The organism is Kosakonia sp. ML.JS2a (assembly GCF_025642095.1).
GTDB lineage: Bacteria > Pseudomonadota > Gammaproteobacteria > Enterobacterales > Enterobacteriaceae.
Genome location: NZ_CP106754.1, coordinates 430,139 through 445,152, shown reverse-complemented (window position 1 = coordinate 445,152; position 15,014 = coordinate 430,139). Strand labels below are relative to the sequence as shown.

The 15,014-nt window shown below is 54.9% G+C and carries 11 protein-coding genes; 8 read left to right on the top strand and 3 right to left on the bottom strand.

The features are described from left to right. Positions 1-11: 11 nt before the first annotated feature. Positions 12-2,564 carry a peptidoglycan glycosyltransferase/peptidoglycan DD-transpeptidase MrcA gene (gene mrcA, locus N7922_RS01970; protein WP_263099037.1) on the top strand — a complete coding sequence of 851 codons (2,553 nt, stop codon included), beginning with the start codon at positions 12-14 and terminating at the stop codon, positions 2,562-2,564. An 81-nt stretch (positions 2,565-2,645) separates the two neighbouring features. On the opposite strand, the gene nudE is transcribed toward mrcA, so the two are convergent. Beyond that, positions 2,646-3,206, bottom strand: a complete 561-nt coding sequence (nudE, locus tag N7922_RS01965; protein ID WP_263099036.1) for an ADP compounds hydrolase NudE — start codon at positions 3,204-3,206, stop codon at positions 2,646-2,648. Positions 3,207-3,524: 318 nt separating this feature from the next. Here nudE and N7922_RS01960 point away from each other — a divergent pair, with 318 nt between their 5' ends. The 5 genes from N7922_RS01960 (at position 3,525) to pckA (ending at position 9,663) form a co-directional block, all read left to right on the top strand. Further along, positions 3,525-5,660: an intracellular growth attenuator family protein gene (locus N7922_RS01960; RefSeq protein ID WP_263099035.1), complete on the top strand. Its 2,136-nt coding sequence runs from the start codon at positions 3,525-3,527 to the stop codon at positions 5,658-5,660. Positions 5,661-5,725: 65 nt separating this feature from the next. Beyond that, entirely contained in the window at positions 5,726-6,403 is a 678-nt protein-coding gene (gene yrfG, locus N7922_RS01955) for a GMP/IMP nucleotidase (protein WP_263099034.1), read from the top strand. Beyond that, positions 6,403-6,804 carry a ribosome-associated heat shock protein Hsp15 gene (gene hslR / locus N7922_RS01950; RefSeq protein ID WP_263099033.1) on the top strand — a complete coding sequence of 134 codons (402 nt, stop codon included), beginning with the start codon at positions 6,403-6,405 and terminating at the stop codon, positions 6,802-6,804. The genes yrfG and hslR overlap by 1 nt, the downstream gene beginning before the upstream one ends. A 24-nt stretch (positions 6,805-6,828) precedes the next feature. Continuing rightward, positions 6,829-7,707, top strand: coding sequence for an Hsp33 family molecular chaperone HslO (gene hslO, locus N7922_RS01945; RefSeq protein ID WP_263099032.1), 879 nt, complete (start codon positions 6,829-6,831; stop codon positions 7,705-7,707). 336 nt (positions 7,708-8,043) lie between these two features. Further along, positions 8,044-9,663 (top strand): phosphoenolpyruvate carboxykinase (ATP), encoded by a 1,620-nt coding sequence (gene pckA, locus N7922_RS01940; protein ID WP_263099031.1) that lies wholly within the window; start codon positions 8,044-8,046, stop codon positions 9,661-9,663. 49 nt (positions 9,664-9,712) lie between these two features. On the opposite strand, the gene envZ is transcribed toward pckA, so the two are convergent. Together envZ and ompR are read right to left on the bottom strand one after the other, a co-directional pair. Next, a complete protein-coding gene (gene envZ, locus N7922_RS01935; RefSeq protein ID WP_263099030.1) occupies positions 9,713-11,065 on the bottom strand; it encodes a two-component system sensor histidine kinase EnvZ in 1,353 nt (450 codons plus the stop codon). Continuing rightward, positions 11,062-11,781, bottom strand: a complete 720-nt coding sequence (ompR, locus tag N7922_RS01930) for a two-component system response regulator OmpR (RefSeq protein WP_001157751.1) — start codon at positions 11,779-11,781, stop codon at positions 11,062-11,064. Before ompR ends, envZ begins: the two co-directional genes overlap by 4 nt. Positions 11,782-11,998: 217 nt before the next feature. Between ompR and greB the strand changes: the two genes are divergently transcribed. Both greB and N7922_RS01920 read left to right on the top strand, forming a co-directional pair. Then, complete coding sequence (gene greB, locus N7922_RS01925; RefSeq protein ID WP_263099029.1) at positions 11,999-12,472, top strand: transcription elongation factor GreB; 474 nt, start codon at positions 11,999-12,001, stop codon at positions 12,470-12,472. Between the two features lie 99 nt (positions 12,473-12,571). Next, complete coding sequence (locus tag N7922_RS01920; protein ID WP_263099028.1) at positions 12,572-14,914, top strand: Tex family protein; 2,343 nt, start codon at positions 12,572-12,574, stop codon at positions 14,912-14,914. Positions 14,915-15,014 lie beyond the last annotated feature (100 nt).

Genomic DNA, 15,014 nt, shown 5'->3' with positions numbered 1-15,014 from the left:
GGAAATCTCCAGTGAAGTTCGTAAAGTATTTATTCATCCTTGCAGTATGTTGCATTCTGCTGGGAGCAGGCTCGATCTACGGTCTGTACAAATATATTGAGCCACAGCTACCTGACGTTGCGACGCTCAGAGATGTGCGGCTACAGATTCCAATGCAGGTGTACAGCGCCGATGGCGAATTGATCGCGCAATACGGTGAAAAACGCCGTATCCCGTTGTCCCTCAATCAGATCCCACCGGAAATGGTGAAGGCGTTTATCGCGACAGAAGACAGCCGTTTTTATGAGCACCACGGTGTCGATCCGGTCGGGATTTTCCGCGCCGCCAGCGTGGCGTTGTTTTCCGGCCATGCTTCACAGGGGGCGAGCACCATCACGCAACAGTTGGCGCGTAACTTCTTCCTGAGCCCGGAACGCACGCTGATGCGTAAAATAAAAGAAGTGTTCCTGGCCATCCGTATTGAGCAACTACTGAATAAAGATGAGATCCTTGAGCTCTATCTCAACAAGATCTACCTCGGTTACCGCGCCTATGGCGTGGGCGCAGCGGCACAGGTCTATTTCGGTAAATCCGTCGATCAGCTGACGCTGAGTGAAATGGCGGTGATAGCCGGTCTGCCTAAAGCGCCGTCGACGTTTAACCCGCTCTACTCGCTTGATCGTGCAACAGCCCGCCGCAATGTGGTGCTGGCGCGTATGCAAAGCGAAGGCTATATCACCCAGGAACAGTACGATCAGGCGCGCGGCGAGGCCATTGATGCCAATTACCACGCACCGGAAATCGCCTTCTCCGCCCCTTATCTTTCCGAAATGGTACGCCAGGACCTGGTGGCGCAGTACGGCGATAAAGCCTACGAAGATGGCTATCGCGTTTACACCACCATCACCCGTAAAGTGCAGCAGGGTGCTCAGGACGCGGTGCGCAATAACGTGATGGATTACGACATGCGCCATGGTTATCGCGGCCCCTCCAATGTGTTGTGGAAAGTGGGTGAAGCGGCATGGAACAGCAAAAAAATCACCGACTCGCTGAAAACGCTGCCGACATACGGACCACTTTCTCCGGCGGTTGTCACCAGCGCGAATCCGCAAGAAGCCACCGCCATGCTGGCAGATGGCACTTCCGTGTCGCTGCATATGGAAGGTGTGCGCTGGGCGCGTCCGTACCGTTCAGATACCCAGCAGGGCGCAACCCCGCGTAAAGTGACCGATGCGGTACAGGCCGGTCAGCAGATTTGGGTTCGTCAGGTAGATAACGCCTGGTGGCTGGCGCAGGTGCCGGATGTAAACTCGGCGCTGGTTTCCCTTAACCCGCATAATGGCGCGGTACTGGCGCTGGTGGGGGGATTCGACTTTAACCAAAGCAAATTCAACCGTGCGACCCAGGCGCTGCGTCAGGTTGGGTCAAACATCAAACCGTTCCTTTACACGGCAGCGATGGATAAAGGTCTGACGCTGGCAAGCATTCTCAATGACGTTCCGATTTCTCGTTGGGATGCAGGCGCAGGTTCCGACTGGCGCCCCAAAAACTCACCTGACGAATATGCCGGGCCAATCCGCTTGCGTCAGGGTCTGGGCCAATCGAAAAACGTGGTGATGGTTCGTGCCATGCGCGCCATGGGCGTCGATTACGCAGCAGAGTACCTGCAGCGATTCGGCTTCCCGGCGCAAAACATTGTGCATACGGAATCTCTGGCGCTCGGTTCGGCTTCGTTCACGCCGATGCAGGTTGCCAGAGGATATTCCGTGATGGCCAACGGCGGCTTCCTGGTTGATCCTTACTACATTGCCAAAATCGAAAACGATCAGGGTAATGTGCTGTTTGAAGCGCACCCGAAAGTGGCCTGTGCGGATTGCGATATTCCGGTGATTTACGGGGAAACACCGAAATCAAACGTTCTGGAAAACAAGGATATGGAAAATGTGGCTCTCTCGCAGGAGCAACAGAATACTTCCGTGCCCATGCCGCAACTGGAACAGGCGAATCAGGCCCTGGTGCAGAGAAGCGGCGGCGAAGAGTATGCGCCGCATGTGATCAGCACTCCGCTGTCGTTTTTGATTAAGAGCGCGCTGAACAGTAACGTCTTCGGCGAACCGGGCTGGCAAGGTACTGGCTGGCGGGCGGGCCGCGACCTCAAACGTACTGACATCGGCGGAAAAACCGGCACCACCAACAGCTCGAAAGATGCCTGGTTCTCCGGTTACGGTCCCGGCGTTGTGACCTCGGTGTGGATCGGTTTTGACGATCATCGTCGCGATCTGGGGCGCACCACCGCTTCCGGGGCGATCAAAGATCAGATTTCCGGCTACGAAGGCGGTGCGAAGAGCGCCCAGCCAGCGTGGGATGCCTACATGAAAACGGTACTGGACGGCGTTGCGGAAGATCCGTTAACACCACCGCCAGGCATCGTGACGGTGAACATTGATCGCAGCACCGGGCAGTTGTCGAACGGAGGCAGCAGTCGTCAGGAATATTTCATTGAAGGTACGCAGCCCACGCAGCAAGCCGTACATGAAGTGGGTACGACAATCATCGATAACGGCGAGACCCACGAACTGTTCTGATCCCTCACCACTTCCCTGAGAAGTGGTGTAAAAATGCCAATAAAAAGGGCGCAAAAGCGCCCTTTTTATTGGCTTACGTCGTTACAGCCGCCCCTGCCCCTTCAGCCACTCACGGACCAGAAACAGTGCGCTGACGTTACGCGCCTCATTGAAATCGGGATCTTCCAGCAAATCCATTAAATGCTTCAGCGGCCAGCGAACCTGTGGCAGCGGCTCCGGCTCATCGCCAGGCAAGGATTCAGGATACAGGTCTTCGGCAACGATAATATTCATCTTACTGGAGAAATAAGAGGGCGCCATGCTGAGTTTTTTCAGAAAAGTAAGCTCATTTGCACCAAATCCTACTTCTTCTTTTAGTTCACGGTTCGCCGCTTCGTATATACTCTCACCAGGATCGATAAGACCTTTGGAAAATCCCAGCTCGTAGGACTCGGTTCCCACCGCATATTCGCGGATCAGGATCAGATGGTCGTCGACAATTGGCACAATCATCACGGCTTCGTGTGTGGAAGGACGCATGCGTTCGTAGACACGGCGCACACCGTTGCTAAATTCCAGATCCACACTTTCGACGTTAAACAGTCGTGAAGAAGCGACCGTTTCAACATTAAGAATGGTGGGTTTTTGCAATGATTCGCTCATTATTATCGGTCTTTGCAGAGAAACTTGCGTTATTGTGCGACACTACACACGGTTTGGGCAATGTCATTCGCCGCTAATTTACATTTTCGTAACCTACCAGAAATCAATCCCCAAATAAACCCAAAAGTCAATAGCTTGAAATAAAACTAAGAATTTGCTGATATTCCCGTTAGGGTGGTTTTGCTATTCTTGTATGTGATGGTATGCGCTTAAAATTACTCAAGTTAATTTCCTGCTTGCGGCGGCCAACCACAACACGTTATTTACGGGAAGGGTGCAACTGACTACACCTGTTAGAAAAAGTAAGATGGGGAAAGCATGAGCACCATTTTGATTTTTTTCGCTGCTATGCTGGCCTGCGCATTCCTCGCTGGATGGATTTTCAGGTTCAGGTCGCAACGTCGCTACAGGCTGCCTTATTTACAGGCCTTCGCTGGCGCGACGACCCGTAAACTGTCGCCAGAAGAGCGCGAAGCCGTCGAAAGCTATCTGGAGTCGCTCTCCCGTACACAAAATATCCCAGGCCCGACCGGCGCAACGACCGCCCCGGTGTCCATCAAATTAAATGCCCAAAGCAATACCGTCCTGTTTGTGGCGCACTCCATTACGCGCTATGGCATCACTACCGACGCCCCCAATAAATGGCGCTACTACCTTGATTCTGTCGAAGTGCATCTGCCGCCCTTTTGGGAGCAGTACATTACCGATGAGAACAATGTCGAACTGATCCGTACCGACTCACTGCCGCTGGTGATCTCACTGAATGGTCATACCCTCAGTGAATATATGAATGAAGAGCGCAGTGGCGAACTGGAGCGCGTTTCTGCGGCGCACTCCGCCATCCGCGGTGAAGAAACGGAGCAGATCGAACTGCTGAATATCCGCCGGGAAACGCAGGAGGAGTTCGCCTTAAGCCGACCAGACGGCATGCGCGAAGCCCTGCTGGTATCTACCGCTTTCTTACTGTTCTTCTTCTGCCTGGTCGCCCCGGAAGTCTTCGTTCCGTGGCTGGCGGGCGGTGCCGTTATGCTGCTTGCCGCCGGGTTATGGGGCCTGTATGCGCCGCCAGCCAAAAACACTCTGCGCGAAATCCACTGTCTGCGCGGTACGCCAAAGCGTTGGGGTTTGTTCGGTGAAAACAATCAGGAGCAGATGAACAACATCTCGCTGGGCATTATCGACCTGATCTATCCACGCCACTGGCAACCCTTCGTCACGCAGGATCTGGGGCAACAAACGGATATTGATATTTATCTCGATCGCCACGTCGTGCGCCAGGGTCGTTTTTTATCCCTGCACGATGAGGTGAAAAACTTCCCGTTACAGCACTGGGTACGCAGCGCGGTGATCTCCACCGGTTCGCTGGTGGTACTGGCGATGCTGCTGATTTGGGTGCCGCTGGATATGCCGATTAAATTCACAGTCTCGTGGATCAAAGGCGCGCAAACCATTGAGGCCAGCAGCGTCAACCAACTCGAAGCTGCCGGGTTGCGCATAGGCGACACGTTGCGCCTCAGCGGCACCGGGATGTGCAACATTCATACTCAGAGCAACTGGGCTTCGCGTCAGACATCACCGTTTACGCCATTCGACTGTTCGCAGATTATCTGGAATAACGCACCGCCGCTGCCACTGCCGGAGTCCGGGACGGTGACCAAAGCCACGGCGCTTGTCCAGGCGGTCAGCCGTCAGTTACACCCCACAGCAGAAGATGATTCCCGCGTTAGCCCTGTGCTGCGTTCCGCCATTCAGAAGTCGGGCATGGTCTTGTTGGATGACTTTGCCGATATCGTGCTGAAAACCCAGGATTTGTGCTCCGCTGAAGACGAGTGTTTACGGCTGAAAAACGCGCTGGTTAACCTGGGCAACAGCAAAGACTGGGACACGCTGACCAAACGGGCAAGCGAAGGGAAACTCACCGGCGTGAACGTTCTGTTGCGCCCGGTAAGTGCAGAGTCGCTGGATAATCTGGTCACCACCTCCACCGCCCCCTTTATCATGCGCGAAACAACCCGCGCGGCGCAGGCGCTGAACAGCCCTGCCCCCGGAGGTTTCCTGATTGTCAGCGAAGAGGGCAACGAGCTGGTCGACCAGCCATGGCCGCCGATCGCCCTGTATGACCACCCTGCGCAGGAACAGTGGACTGAATTCCAGCGGCTGGCGCAAATGCTGATGCAAACGCCATTCAGCGCGGAAGGGATCATTACCAACATCTATACAGATGCCAACGGCACCAAACACATCAGCCTGCACCGGATGCCAGACGCTACCGGCCTGTGGCGCTATGCCGGCACCACGCTGTTGCTGCTGACAATGATCATCAGCACCGTCTACAACGGCGTCCTTGCGCTGCGTCGTTACCAGCGTAATCGCACGCGTCTCGAAGAGATTCAGCAGTACTATGAAAGCTGCCTGAACCCGCAACTGCTCCCCACGCAGGAAAGCCTCAGCTGATAACGACCCGCTGAACGAGCTGTGTTAACCTGTCGCGCAGGTTTTCATCTGGCTGGAGTTTTCCAATGCATCTTGATATCGCATGGCAGAATATCGATACCGTTCTGCTGGACATGGATGGCACGCTACTCGATCTCGCTTTCGACAATTTTTTCTGGCAAAAACTGGTGCCGGAAACCTTCGGCGTGAAACAAGGTTTAACCCCGGATGAAGCGCAGAACGTCCTCCGCCAGGAGTATCACGCCGTGCAGCATACGCTAAACTGGTATTGTCTGGATTACTGGAGCGAGCGACTCGGTCTGGATATCTGCGCGATGACCACCCAGCATGGGCCACAGGCCGTGCTACGTGAAGACACCGTGCCGTTTCTGGATGCACTGAAAAAAAGCGGAAAACGCCGCATCCTGCTGACCAATGCGCACCCGCATAACCTGGCCGTCAAACTTGAACACACCGGGCTCGCGTCGCACCTTGATTTATTGCTTTCCACCCACACATTTGGTTATCCGAAAGAGGATCAGCGTTTGTGGCAAGCTGTTGCGCAAGAAACGGGCTTAACCCCCGAACGAACGCTGTTTATTGACGACAGCGAACCTATTCTGGACGCAGCGACCAAATTTGGCATTGGTTACTGCCTGGGCGTCACGAACCCGGATTCCGGTCTGGCGGAAAAAAGCTATTTACGCCATCCGGGAATGAACGATTACCGTCGACTGATCCCTTCTCTTCTTAAGGAGGCTTAATGAAACAACAGCCTGCGCAAGATATTCGACTGGATAAATGGCTGTGGGCAGCGCGTTTTTATAAAACCCGCGCCATTGCCCGCGAGATGATTGAAGGCGGCAAAGTGCACTACAACGGACAGCGCAGCAAGCCGAGTAAAATCGTTGAGCTGAATGCCACCTTAACGCTGCGTCAGGGAAACGATGAGCGCACGGTTATCATTAAGGGCATCACCGAACAGCGCCGTCCAGCCGATGAAGCAGTAGCACTTTATGAAGAGACGGCGGAAAGCATCGAGAAGCGCGAGAAAATGACGCTTGCCCGCAAGCTCAATGCCCTGACCATGCCGCACCCCGATCGTCGCCCGGATAAGAAAGAACGCCGCGATCTGATGAAATTTAAATACGGTGATAGCGAGTAACGCTCACCCGCAAGAGAGACAATTATGGCCCATCAAGACCAATTACACCGCTATCTGTTTGAAAACTATGCCGTGCGCGGCGAGCTGGTGACCGTATCCGAAACCTGGAAACAGGTGCTGGAAAACCACAACTATCCGTTACCGGTGAAAACCATCCTCGGGGAACTGCTGGTAGCGACCAGCTTGCTCACCGCCACGCTGAAGTTTGCCGGTGATATCACCGTTCAGTTGCAAGGGGATGGCCCGATGAGTCTGGCGGTGATCAATGGCAATAACCGCCAGCAAATGCGCGGCGTTGCCCGCGTGCAGGGCGATGTGCCGGAAAATGCCGATCTGAAAACGCTGGTCGGTAATGGCTATCTGGTAATTACGATTACGCCAGAAGAAGGCGAGCGTTATCAGGGCGTTGTGGGTCTGGAAGGCGATACGCTGGCAGCCTGCCTGGAAGATTATTTCCTGCGCTCAGAACAGCTGCCGACGCGCCTGTTTATCCGCACCGGCGATGTCGATGGGCAGCCCGCTGCGGGCGGTATGCTGCTACAGGTGCTGCCTGCCCAGGAAACCCAGGCCGAAGATTTCGAACACCTGAGCGTGCTGACGGAAACCATCAAAGCAGAAGAGCTTTTCACGCTGAACGCCGAAGACGTGCTGTGGCGTTTGTACCATGAAGAAGAGGTCACGCTTTATGATCCGCAGGACGTGGAATTTAAGTGCACCTGCTCCCGCGAGCGTTGCGCTGGTGCGCTGAAAACACTGCCGGATGAAGAAGTGGATAGCATTCTTGCTGAAGAGGGTGAAATCGATATGCACTGCGACTACTGCGGTAATCATTATCTGTTTAACGCGATGGATATTGCGGAAATCCGCAATAATGCCTCTCCAGCCGATCCTCAGGTTCACTGACAGACTCTTTCACGCCGCCTGCGGGCGGCGGTTTTGCAAATCTTGTCACGTTTCCGCTACAATCCTCCCTGAAACCCTTACGTAATTTTCTTTCATGAAAGCGATTACAGTCACAAAGTAGCCGTTAAAAATGTTGCGTTATGGCGTTTTAAGAACATTTTCCCGATCATTATGATGGAATTTGCCATAATCCGTTCCGTTACGTGACGGGTGTCACAGCGTTTTCCGTTAGTTTGGGTTTGTCGAGATACGTAAATCTATGAGCGTCGTCCCGGTTAACAAATGAAGAACAACCCTACAATTTCAGGCAGTACATCTTGGCTAAGGAGTAGTGATATGCGTGTTAAGAGCTTAACCCCGCAAGATCTCAAGGCTTATGGTATCAACGATGTTCAGGATCTCGTCTACAACCCCGATTACGATACGCTGTATCAGGAAGAGCTCCGTCCAGACCTGGAAGGATATGAGCGTGGTGTGTTGACGAATTCTGGTGCTGTCGCCGTCGACACCGGTATTTTTACCGGCCGTTCGCCGAAAGATAAATACATTGTCCGTGACGATACCACCCGCGACACCGTGTGGTGGGCTGATAAAGGCAAAGGTAAAAACGACAACAAACCGCTCTCCCCTGAAATCTGGCAGCACCTGAAAGGCCTGGTCACACAACAACTCTCCGGAAAGCGCCTGTTTATTATTGATGCGTTTTGCGGCGCCAACCCGGACACCCGTCTTGCCGTGCGCTTCATTACTGAAGTAGCCTGGCAGGCGCACTTCGTCAAAAACATGTTTATTCGCCCGACGGAAGAGGAACTGGCCAGCTTTACGCCGGATTTTATTGTCATGAACGGCGCGAAATGCACCAACCCTCAGTGGAAAGAGCAAGGGCTGAACTCCGAGAACTTTGTGGCCTTTAACCTCACCGAACGCATCCAGTTAATTGGCGGTACCTGGTACGGCGGCGAGATGAAAAAAGGCATGTTCTCAATCATGAATTACCTGCTGCCGTTGCAGGGTATTGCGTCGATGCACTGCTCTGCAAACGTCGGCGAGAAAGGCGATGTCGCGGTGTTCTTTGGCCTTTCCGGCACCGGCAAAACTACCCTCTCCACCGATCCGAAGCGCCGCCTGATTGGCGATGACGAACACGGTTGGGATGACGATGGCGTGTTTAACTTCGAAGGGGGCTGCTACGCCAAAACGATCCGCCTCTCTGAAGAAGCGGAACCGGATATCTTCCACGCCATCCGCCGGGATGCACTGCTGGAAAACGTCAGCGTCCGCGCCGATGGCAGCATCGATTATGATGATGCCTCGAAAACGGAAAACACCCGCGTGTCGTATCCGATTTACCATATTCAGAATATCGTTAAACCGGTATCAAAAGCGGGCCACGCCACCAAGGTGATTTTCCTGACGGCGGATGCGTTCGGCGTACTGCCGCCGGTGTCACGCCTCACGGCAAGCCAGACTCAGTACCATTTCCTTTCCGGTTTTACCGCTAAACTGGCGGGCACCGAACGTGGGGTAACGGAACCGACGCCAACCTTCTCCGCCTGTTTCGGCGCAGCGTTCCTGTCGCTGCACCCAACTCAGTATGCAGAAGTTCTGGTGAAACGCATGCAGGCATCCGGTGCGCAGGCTTACCTGGTCAATACCGGCTGGAATGGCACCGGCAAACGTATTTCCATCAAAGATACCCGCGCCATTATCGACGCGATTCTGGATGGCTCGCTGGACGACGCCGAAACCTTCACCCTGCCGATGTTTAACCTGGCAATCCCCACAACGCTGCCTGGCGTGGATAGCCGGATCCTCGATCCACGCAACACCTACGCCTCGCCGGAACAGTGGCAGGAGAAGGCCACGCAACTGGCTAAGCTGTTTGTGGAAAACTTTGAGAAATACACGGATACCCCTGCTGGCGCTGCACTGGTCAGCGCCGGGCCGAAACTGTAATCCGGCAACGCAAGAGAAACAAAACCCGCCAACTGGCGGGTTTTTTTATTCAGGCGTCTTTTGTTGGCCCGCTCACGCGAGCAACAGGAACAGGTAGCCAGGCGCGAATAGATAACCCACCGCGCTCGCTGGTGCCCAGCTCCAGCAAACCGTTATGGTTATCAACAATGCGCTGCACAATCGCCAGACCAAGGCCGGTGCCGCTGGTGCTACGGGCGCTATCGCCACGGACAAACGGCTGGAACAGATGTTTACGTTGCTCCGGCTTAATGCCCGGACCGTCATCCTCCACCTGGAACCAGGCGCGGTTCAGTTCGGTGCCGCTGCTGACTTTAATCCAGCCGTTACCATAGCGCGCCGCATTCACCACCATGTTGGCGACTGCGCGCTTAATCGAGAGCGGATGCATACGCACGAAGATCTCGCTGGCGTTTAACGCCGTCTTGATTTCCCGTTCATAGCCGCTTTCGGCTGCCACCACTTCGCCAAGCACCGCATTCAGTTCTGCCATTTCCATCGGCATCTCCTGACCGGTACGCAGATAATCAATAAACTGCTCGATAATGGCGTTGCACTCTTCAATGTCTTTATTAATCGACTCGGCAAGGTAGCCATCTTCTTCCGCCATCATTTCTGTCGCCAGGCGGATACGCGTCAGCGGCGTGCGCAAATCATGGCTCACCCCGGCCATTAACAGCGTGCGGTCATCCGCCAGTTGTTTCACCCCGGCGGCCATCTGGTTAAAGGCGCGGGTCACCGAGCGCACTTCCGATGCGCCATATTCCCGCAACGGCGCGGGAATTTGCCCTTTCCCCACTTTGAGCGCGGCATGCTCCAGGTCAACAAGCGGTCGGTTCTGAATACGGATAAACAGCCAGGCGCCGCCTATCGCCAGCAGCATAATCGCCAGCGTGTAACGGAACAGCGGAGAGAAGTCGCCCTGGTGAATTTCAGTCAACGGCACGCGCACCCAGATATTGGGCGACAGCCAGGTTTTCAGCCACACGACCGGCGAGCTTTTGTTCACCTCGACGCGCACTTCAGTCGGCCCGCCAAGCTGCTGCGCCATTTGCTGGCTTAAGAACTCATAATGCTGAGCCCAACGCAGGCCCGCGTCTTCCGCGGCCTCGTTGGAATAGAGCGAAATCCCCAGTTCCCGGTAGATTTCGCGACGAAACGCCGGTGGCACCACCAGTTGCGTACCGTCCTCCAGTTGCAGTTTATCGGTCATCAGCATACGCACTTCGTAGGCGAGAACCTTATTAAACTGCTGGAGGCTGGGCAAAATGGCGAAGTTCAGCACCACCAGGTAAGTTGTCACCAGGCTGACGAACAGCAAGGTGACAATGAGCAACAACGTGCGGGCAAATGAACTGCGCGGTGAGAAGCGCACTCGCTTCATGCTTTAGAGCCGTCCGGCACAAATACGTAGCCCAGGCCCCACACGGTCTGAATATAACGCGGGTGAGCAGGATCCTCTTCCACCATGCGGCGCAGACGGGAAATCTGCACATCGATAGAACGTTCCATCGCCGAATATTCACGACCGCGCGCGAGGTTCATCAGCTTATCGCGCGATAGCGGCTCACGCGGGTGACTGACCAGCGCTTTCAGTACCGCAAACTCACCGCTGGTCAGCGGCATCGGTTCATCTTCACGGAACATTTCACGGGTGCCGAGGTTCAGTTTGAACTTACCAAAGGCAATAACCGCTTCTTCCTGAGATGGCGCTCCCGGCAGTTCATTCGCCTGGCGGCGCAGCACCGCGCGAATACGCGCCAGCAGTTCACGCGGGTTAAACGGTTTGGGAATGTAGTCGTCAGCGCCAATTTCCAGACCAACGATACGGTCCACCTCTTCCCCTTTCGCCGTCACCATGATGATCGGCATCGGGTTGCTCTGGCTGCGCAGACGGCGGCAGATAGAGAGGCCATCTTCGCCGGGCAGCATCAGGTCCAGCACCATCAGATGGAAAGATTCACGGGTTAACAAACGATCCATTTGTTCAGCGTTAGCGACGCTACGAACCTGGAAGCCTTGCTCGGTAAGGTAACGCTCAAGCAATGCGCGCAGGCGCATGTCGTCATCCACTACCAGAATCTTATAATTCTCTTGCATTGTTTATACTCCCAAAGGTTCCGACAATTATGACTCCGTATTCTAAAAAAGTGCGCGTTCACGACCAGCTAAATCTGGTATACATTCTAGTCGAAATTGTTACAAAGCATATTTAACAGCAAGTTATATGCATATTTCATCACAGAAAGCATGATTAATCCGCACCTTAGACATAACGATTTGTAAAGCATGTGCGAGACAGAGAAAAGGCAATTGCATGAAAACGCCCCTGATCACCCGTGAAGGTTACGAAAAACTGAAGCAGGAACTCGATTTTCTCTGGCGTGAGGAGCGCCCGGAAGTCACCAAAAAAGTGACCTGGGCCGCGAGCCTGGGCGACCGCAGCGAAAACGCCGACTACCAGTACAATAAAAAACGCCTGCGTGAGATAGACCGCCGGGTACGCTATCTCACCAAATGTCTGGAAAACCTGAAAATTGTTGATTACTCACCGCAGCAGGAAGGCAAAGTGTTCTTTGGCGCCTGGGTGGAAATTGAAAACGATGACGGCGCAACCCTGCGTTTTCGTATCGTGGGTTATGACGAGATCTTTGGTCGTAAAGATTACATCTCAATCGACTCGCCAATGGCGCGCGCCTTGCTAAAGAAAGAAGCGGGAGATGTCGCCGTGGTGCAGACACCGGGCGGCGAAGCGACCTGGTACGTTAATGAAATCGAGTATGTGAAATAACCCATCCGGAACTGTCCGAGAGCAACCCATAGCGGCTGGCAATTTTCAGCGCCAGTCCGTATAACTACACGCTGTTTTTATGCAGAAGATGATAAAGAAATGATGAATGATTCGCTCTGCCGCATTATTGCGGGTGAACTTCAGGCCCGGGCCGAACAGGTGGAATCCGCCGTTCGCCTGCTTGATGAAGGGAACACAGTGCCGTTTATCGCGCGCTATCGTAAAGAGGTCACCGGCGGTCTGGACGACACGCAACTGCGTCAGCTCGAAACCCGTCTTGTCTACCTGCGCGAACTGGAAGAGCGCCGTCAGGCGATCCTCAAATCCATTGGCGAGCAGGGCAAACTCAGCGACGAACTGGCCAAAGCCATTAACGGTACGCTGAGCAAAACCGAACTCGAAGATCTCTACCTGCCGTACAAACCCAAACGCCGCACCCGCGGGCAAATTGCCATTGAAGCCGGGCTGGAGCCGCTGGCAGATACGTTGTGGACCGATCCGTCACAGGATCCGGACACCTTAGCCGCGACCTTTGTCGACGCCGATAAAGGCGTGGCGGACAGCAAAGCCGCGCTGGATGGCGCACGTTATATCCTGATGGAACGCTTCGCCGAAGATGCCGCGCTGCTGGCGAAAGTGCGCGACTATTTGTGGAAAAACGCCCACCTGGTGGCGACGGTCGTCAGCGGCAAAGAGGAAGAAGGCGCGAAATTCCGCGACTACTTCGATCATCATGAGCCGATTGCCACTACCCCTTCTCACCGCGCACTGGCCATGTTCCGTGGGCGCAACGAAGGCGTGCTTCAGCTCTCGCTGAATGCCGACCCGCAATTTGACGAGCCGCCAAAAGAGAGCCACTGCGAGCAGATCATTATCGATCACCTCGGCCTGCGTCTGAACAATGCCCCGGCGGATAGCTGGCGCAAAGGCGTGGTGAGCTGGACCTGGCGTATCAAAGTGTTAATGCATCTGGAAACCGAGCTGATGGGCACGGTGCGTGAACGCGCAGAAGATGAAGCGATTAACGTTTTTGCCCGCAACCTGCACGATCTGTTGATGGCCGCACCGGCCGGGTTGCGCGCCACCATGGGGCTCGATCCGGGCCTGCGTACCGGCGTAAAAGTCGCGGTCGTGGATGGCACCGGCAAACTGGTGGCGACCGACACCATTTACCCGCATACCGGCCAGGCCGCAAAAGCGGCGGTTGCCGTCGCGGCGCTGTGTGAGAAGCATAACGTTGAGCTGGTCGCCATCGGCAACGGCACCGCGTCCCGCGAAACAGAGCGTTTCTACCTCGATGTGCAGAAACAGTTCCCGAAAGTCACTGCACAAAAAGTGATCGTCAGTGAAGCCGGCGCATCGGTCTACTCCGCTTCTGAGCTGGCGGCGCTGGAATTCCCGGATCTCGACGTTTCTCTGCGCGGTGCGGTCTCTATCGCCCGCCGTTTACAGGATCCACTGGCTGAGCTGGTGAAAATCGATCCAAAATCCATCGGTGTCGGCCAATATCAGCACGATGTCAGCCAGACGCAGTTAGCGCGCAAGCTGGATGCGGTTGTCGAAGACTGCGTGAACGCCGTCGGCGTTGACCTGAATACCGCTTCTGTTCCGCTGCTGACGCGCGTAGCAGGTCTGACCCGCATGATGGCGCAGAACATCGTCACCTGGCGTGATGAAAACGGTCAGTTCCAGAATCGCCAGCAGTTACTCAAAGTCAGCCGCCTTGGGCCGAAAGCCTTTGAGCAGTGCGCAGGCTTCCTGCGTATCAACCACGGTGACAACCCGTTGGATGCTTCAACAGTCCACCCGGAAACCTACCCGGTGGTGGAGCGTATTCTGGCGGCAACCGCGCAATCCCTGCGCGATTTGATGGGCAACAGCAGTGAACTGCGCAAACTGAAAGCCACTGAATTTACCGATGAGCGCTTCGGTGTGCCGACGGTGACAGACATTATCAAAGAGCTGGAGAAACCGGGGCGTGACCCGCGTCCGGAGTTCAAAACCGCGACCTTTGCTGAAGGTGTTGAAACCCTCAACGACCTGCTGCCCGGCATGGTGCTGGAAGGCGCGGTCACCAACGTCACCAACTTTGGCGCGTTCGTTGACATCGGCGTGCATCAGGATGGCCTGGTTCATATCTCTTCGCTGGCGGACAAGTTCGTTGAAGATCCGCATACGGTGGTCAAAGCGGGCGATATCGTGAAAGTGAAAGTGCTGGAAGTGGATCTCCAGCGCAAACGCATCGCGCTGACCATGCGTCTGGATGAACAACCCGGCGACAGCAACACCCGTCGCGGTAATGGCAACAGCAACGCAGGCAACCGCGATGCAGGCCGCAACAACGCACGCCCGGCGAAAGCACCGCGCGGCCGCGATACGCAACCCAGCGGCAACAGCGCGATGATGGATGCGTTGGCGGCGGCAATGGGTAAGAAACGCTAAACGCAGACGATAGCCCTTCCCGGACAAGAGAAGGGCTATTTTTTCGACAAACCATTCGAAAATATAAAAGTTAATTCACACCGTTATTCAACGAAATATA

Bases quoted from the DNA above. Each gene is read 5' to 3' on its own strand.
- greB (WP_263099029.1), top strand. From the start codon at position 11,999: ATGAAAACGCCCCTGATCACCCGTGAAGGTTACGAAAAACTGAAGCAG.
- ompR (WP_001157751.1), bottom strand. From the start codon at position 11,781: ATGCAAGAGAATTATAAGATTCTGGTAGTGGATGACGACATGCGCCTG.
- N7922_RS01920 (WP_263099028.1), top strand. From the start codon at position 12,572: ATGATGAATGATTCGCTCTGCCGCATTATTGCGGGTGAACTTCAGGCC.
- yrfG (WP_263099034.1), top strand. From the start codon at position 5,726: ATGCATCTTGATATCGCATGGCAGAATATCGATACCGTTCTGCTGGAC.
- envZ (WP_263099030.1), bottom strand. From the start codon at position 11,065: ATGAAGCGAGTGCGCTTCTCACCGCGCAGTTCATTTGCCCGCACGTTG.
- pckA (WP_263099031.1), top strand. From the start codon at position 8,044: ATGCGTGTTAAGAGCTTAACCCCGCAAGATCTCAAGGCTTATGGTATC.
- hslR (WP_263099033.1), top strand. From the start codon at position 6,403: ATGAAACAACAGCCTGCGCAAGATATTCGACTGGATAAATGGCTGTGG.
- N7922_RS01960 (WP_263099035.1), top strand. From the start codon at position 3,525: ATGAGCACCATTTTGATTTTTTTCGCTGCTATGCTGGCCTGCGCATTC.
- nudE (WP_263099036.1), bottom strand. From the start codon at position 3,206: ATGAGCGAATCATTGCAAAAACCCACCATTCTTAATGTTGAAACGGTC.
- hslO (WP_263099032.1), top strand. From the start codon at position 6,829: ATGGCCCATCAAGACCAATTACACCGCTATCTGTTTGAAAACTATGCC.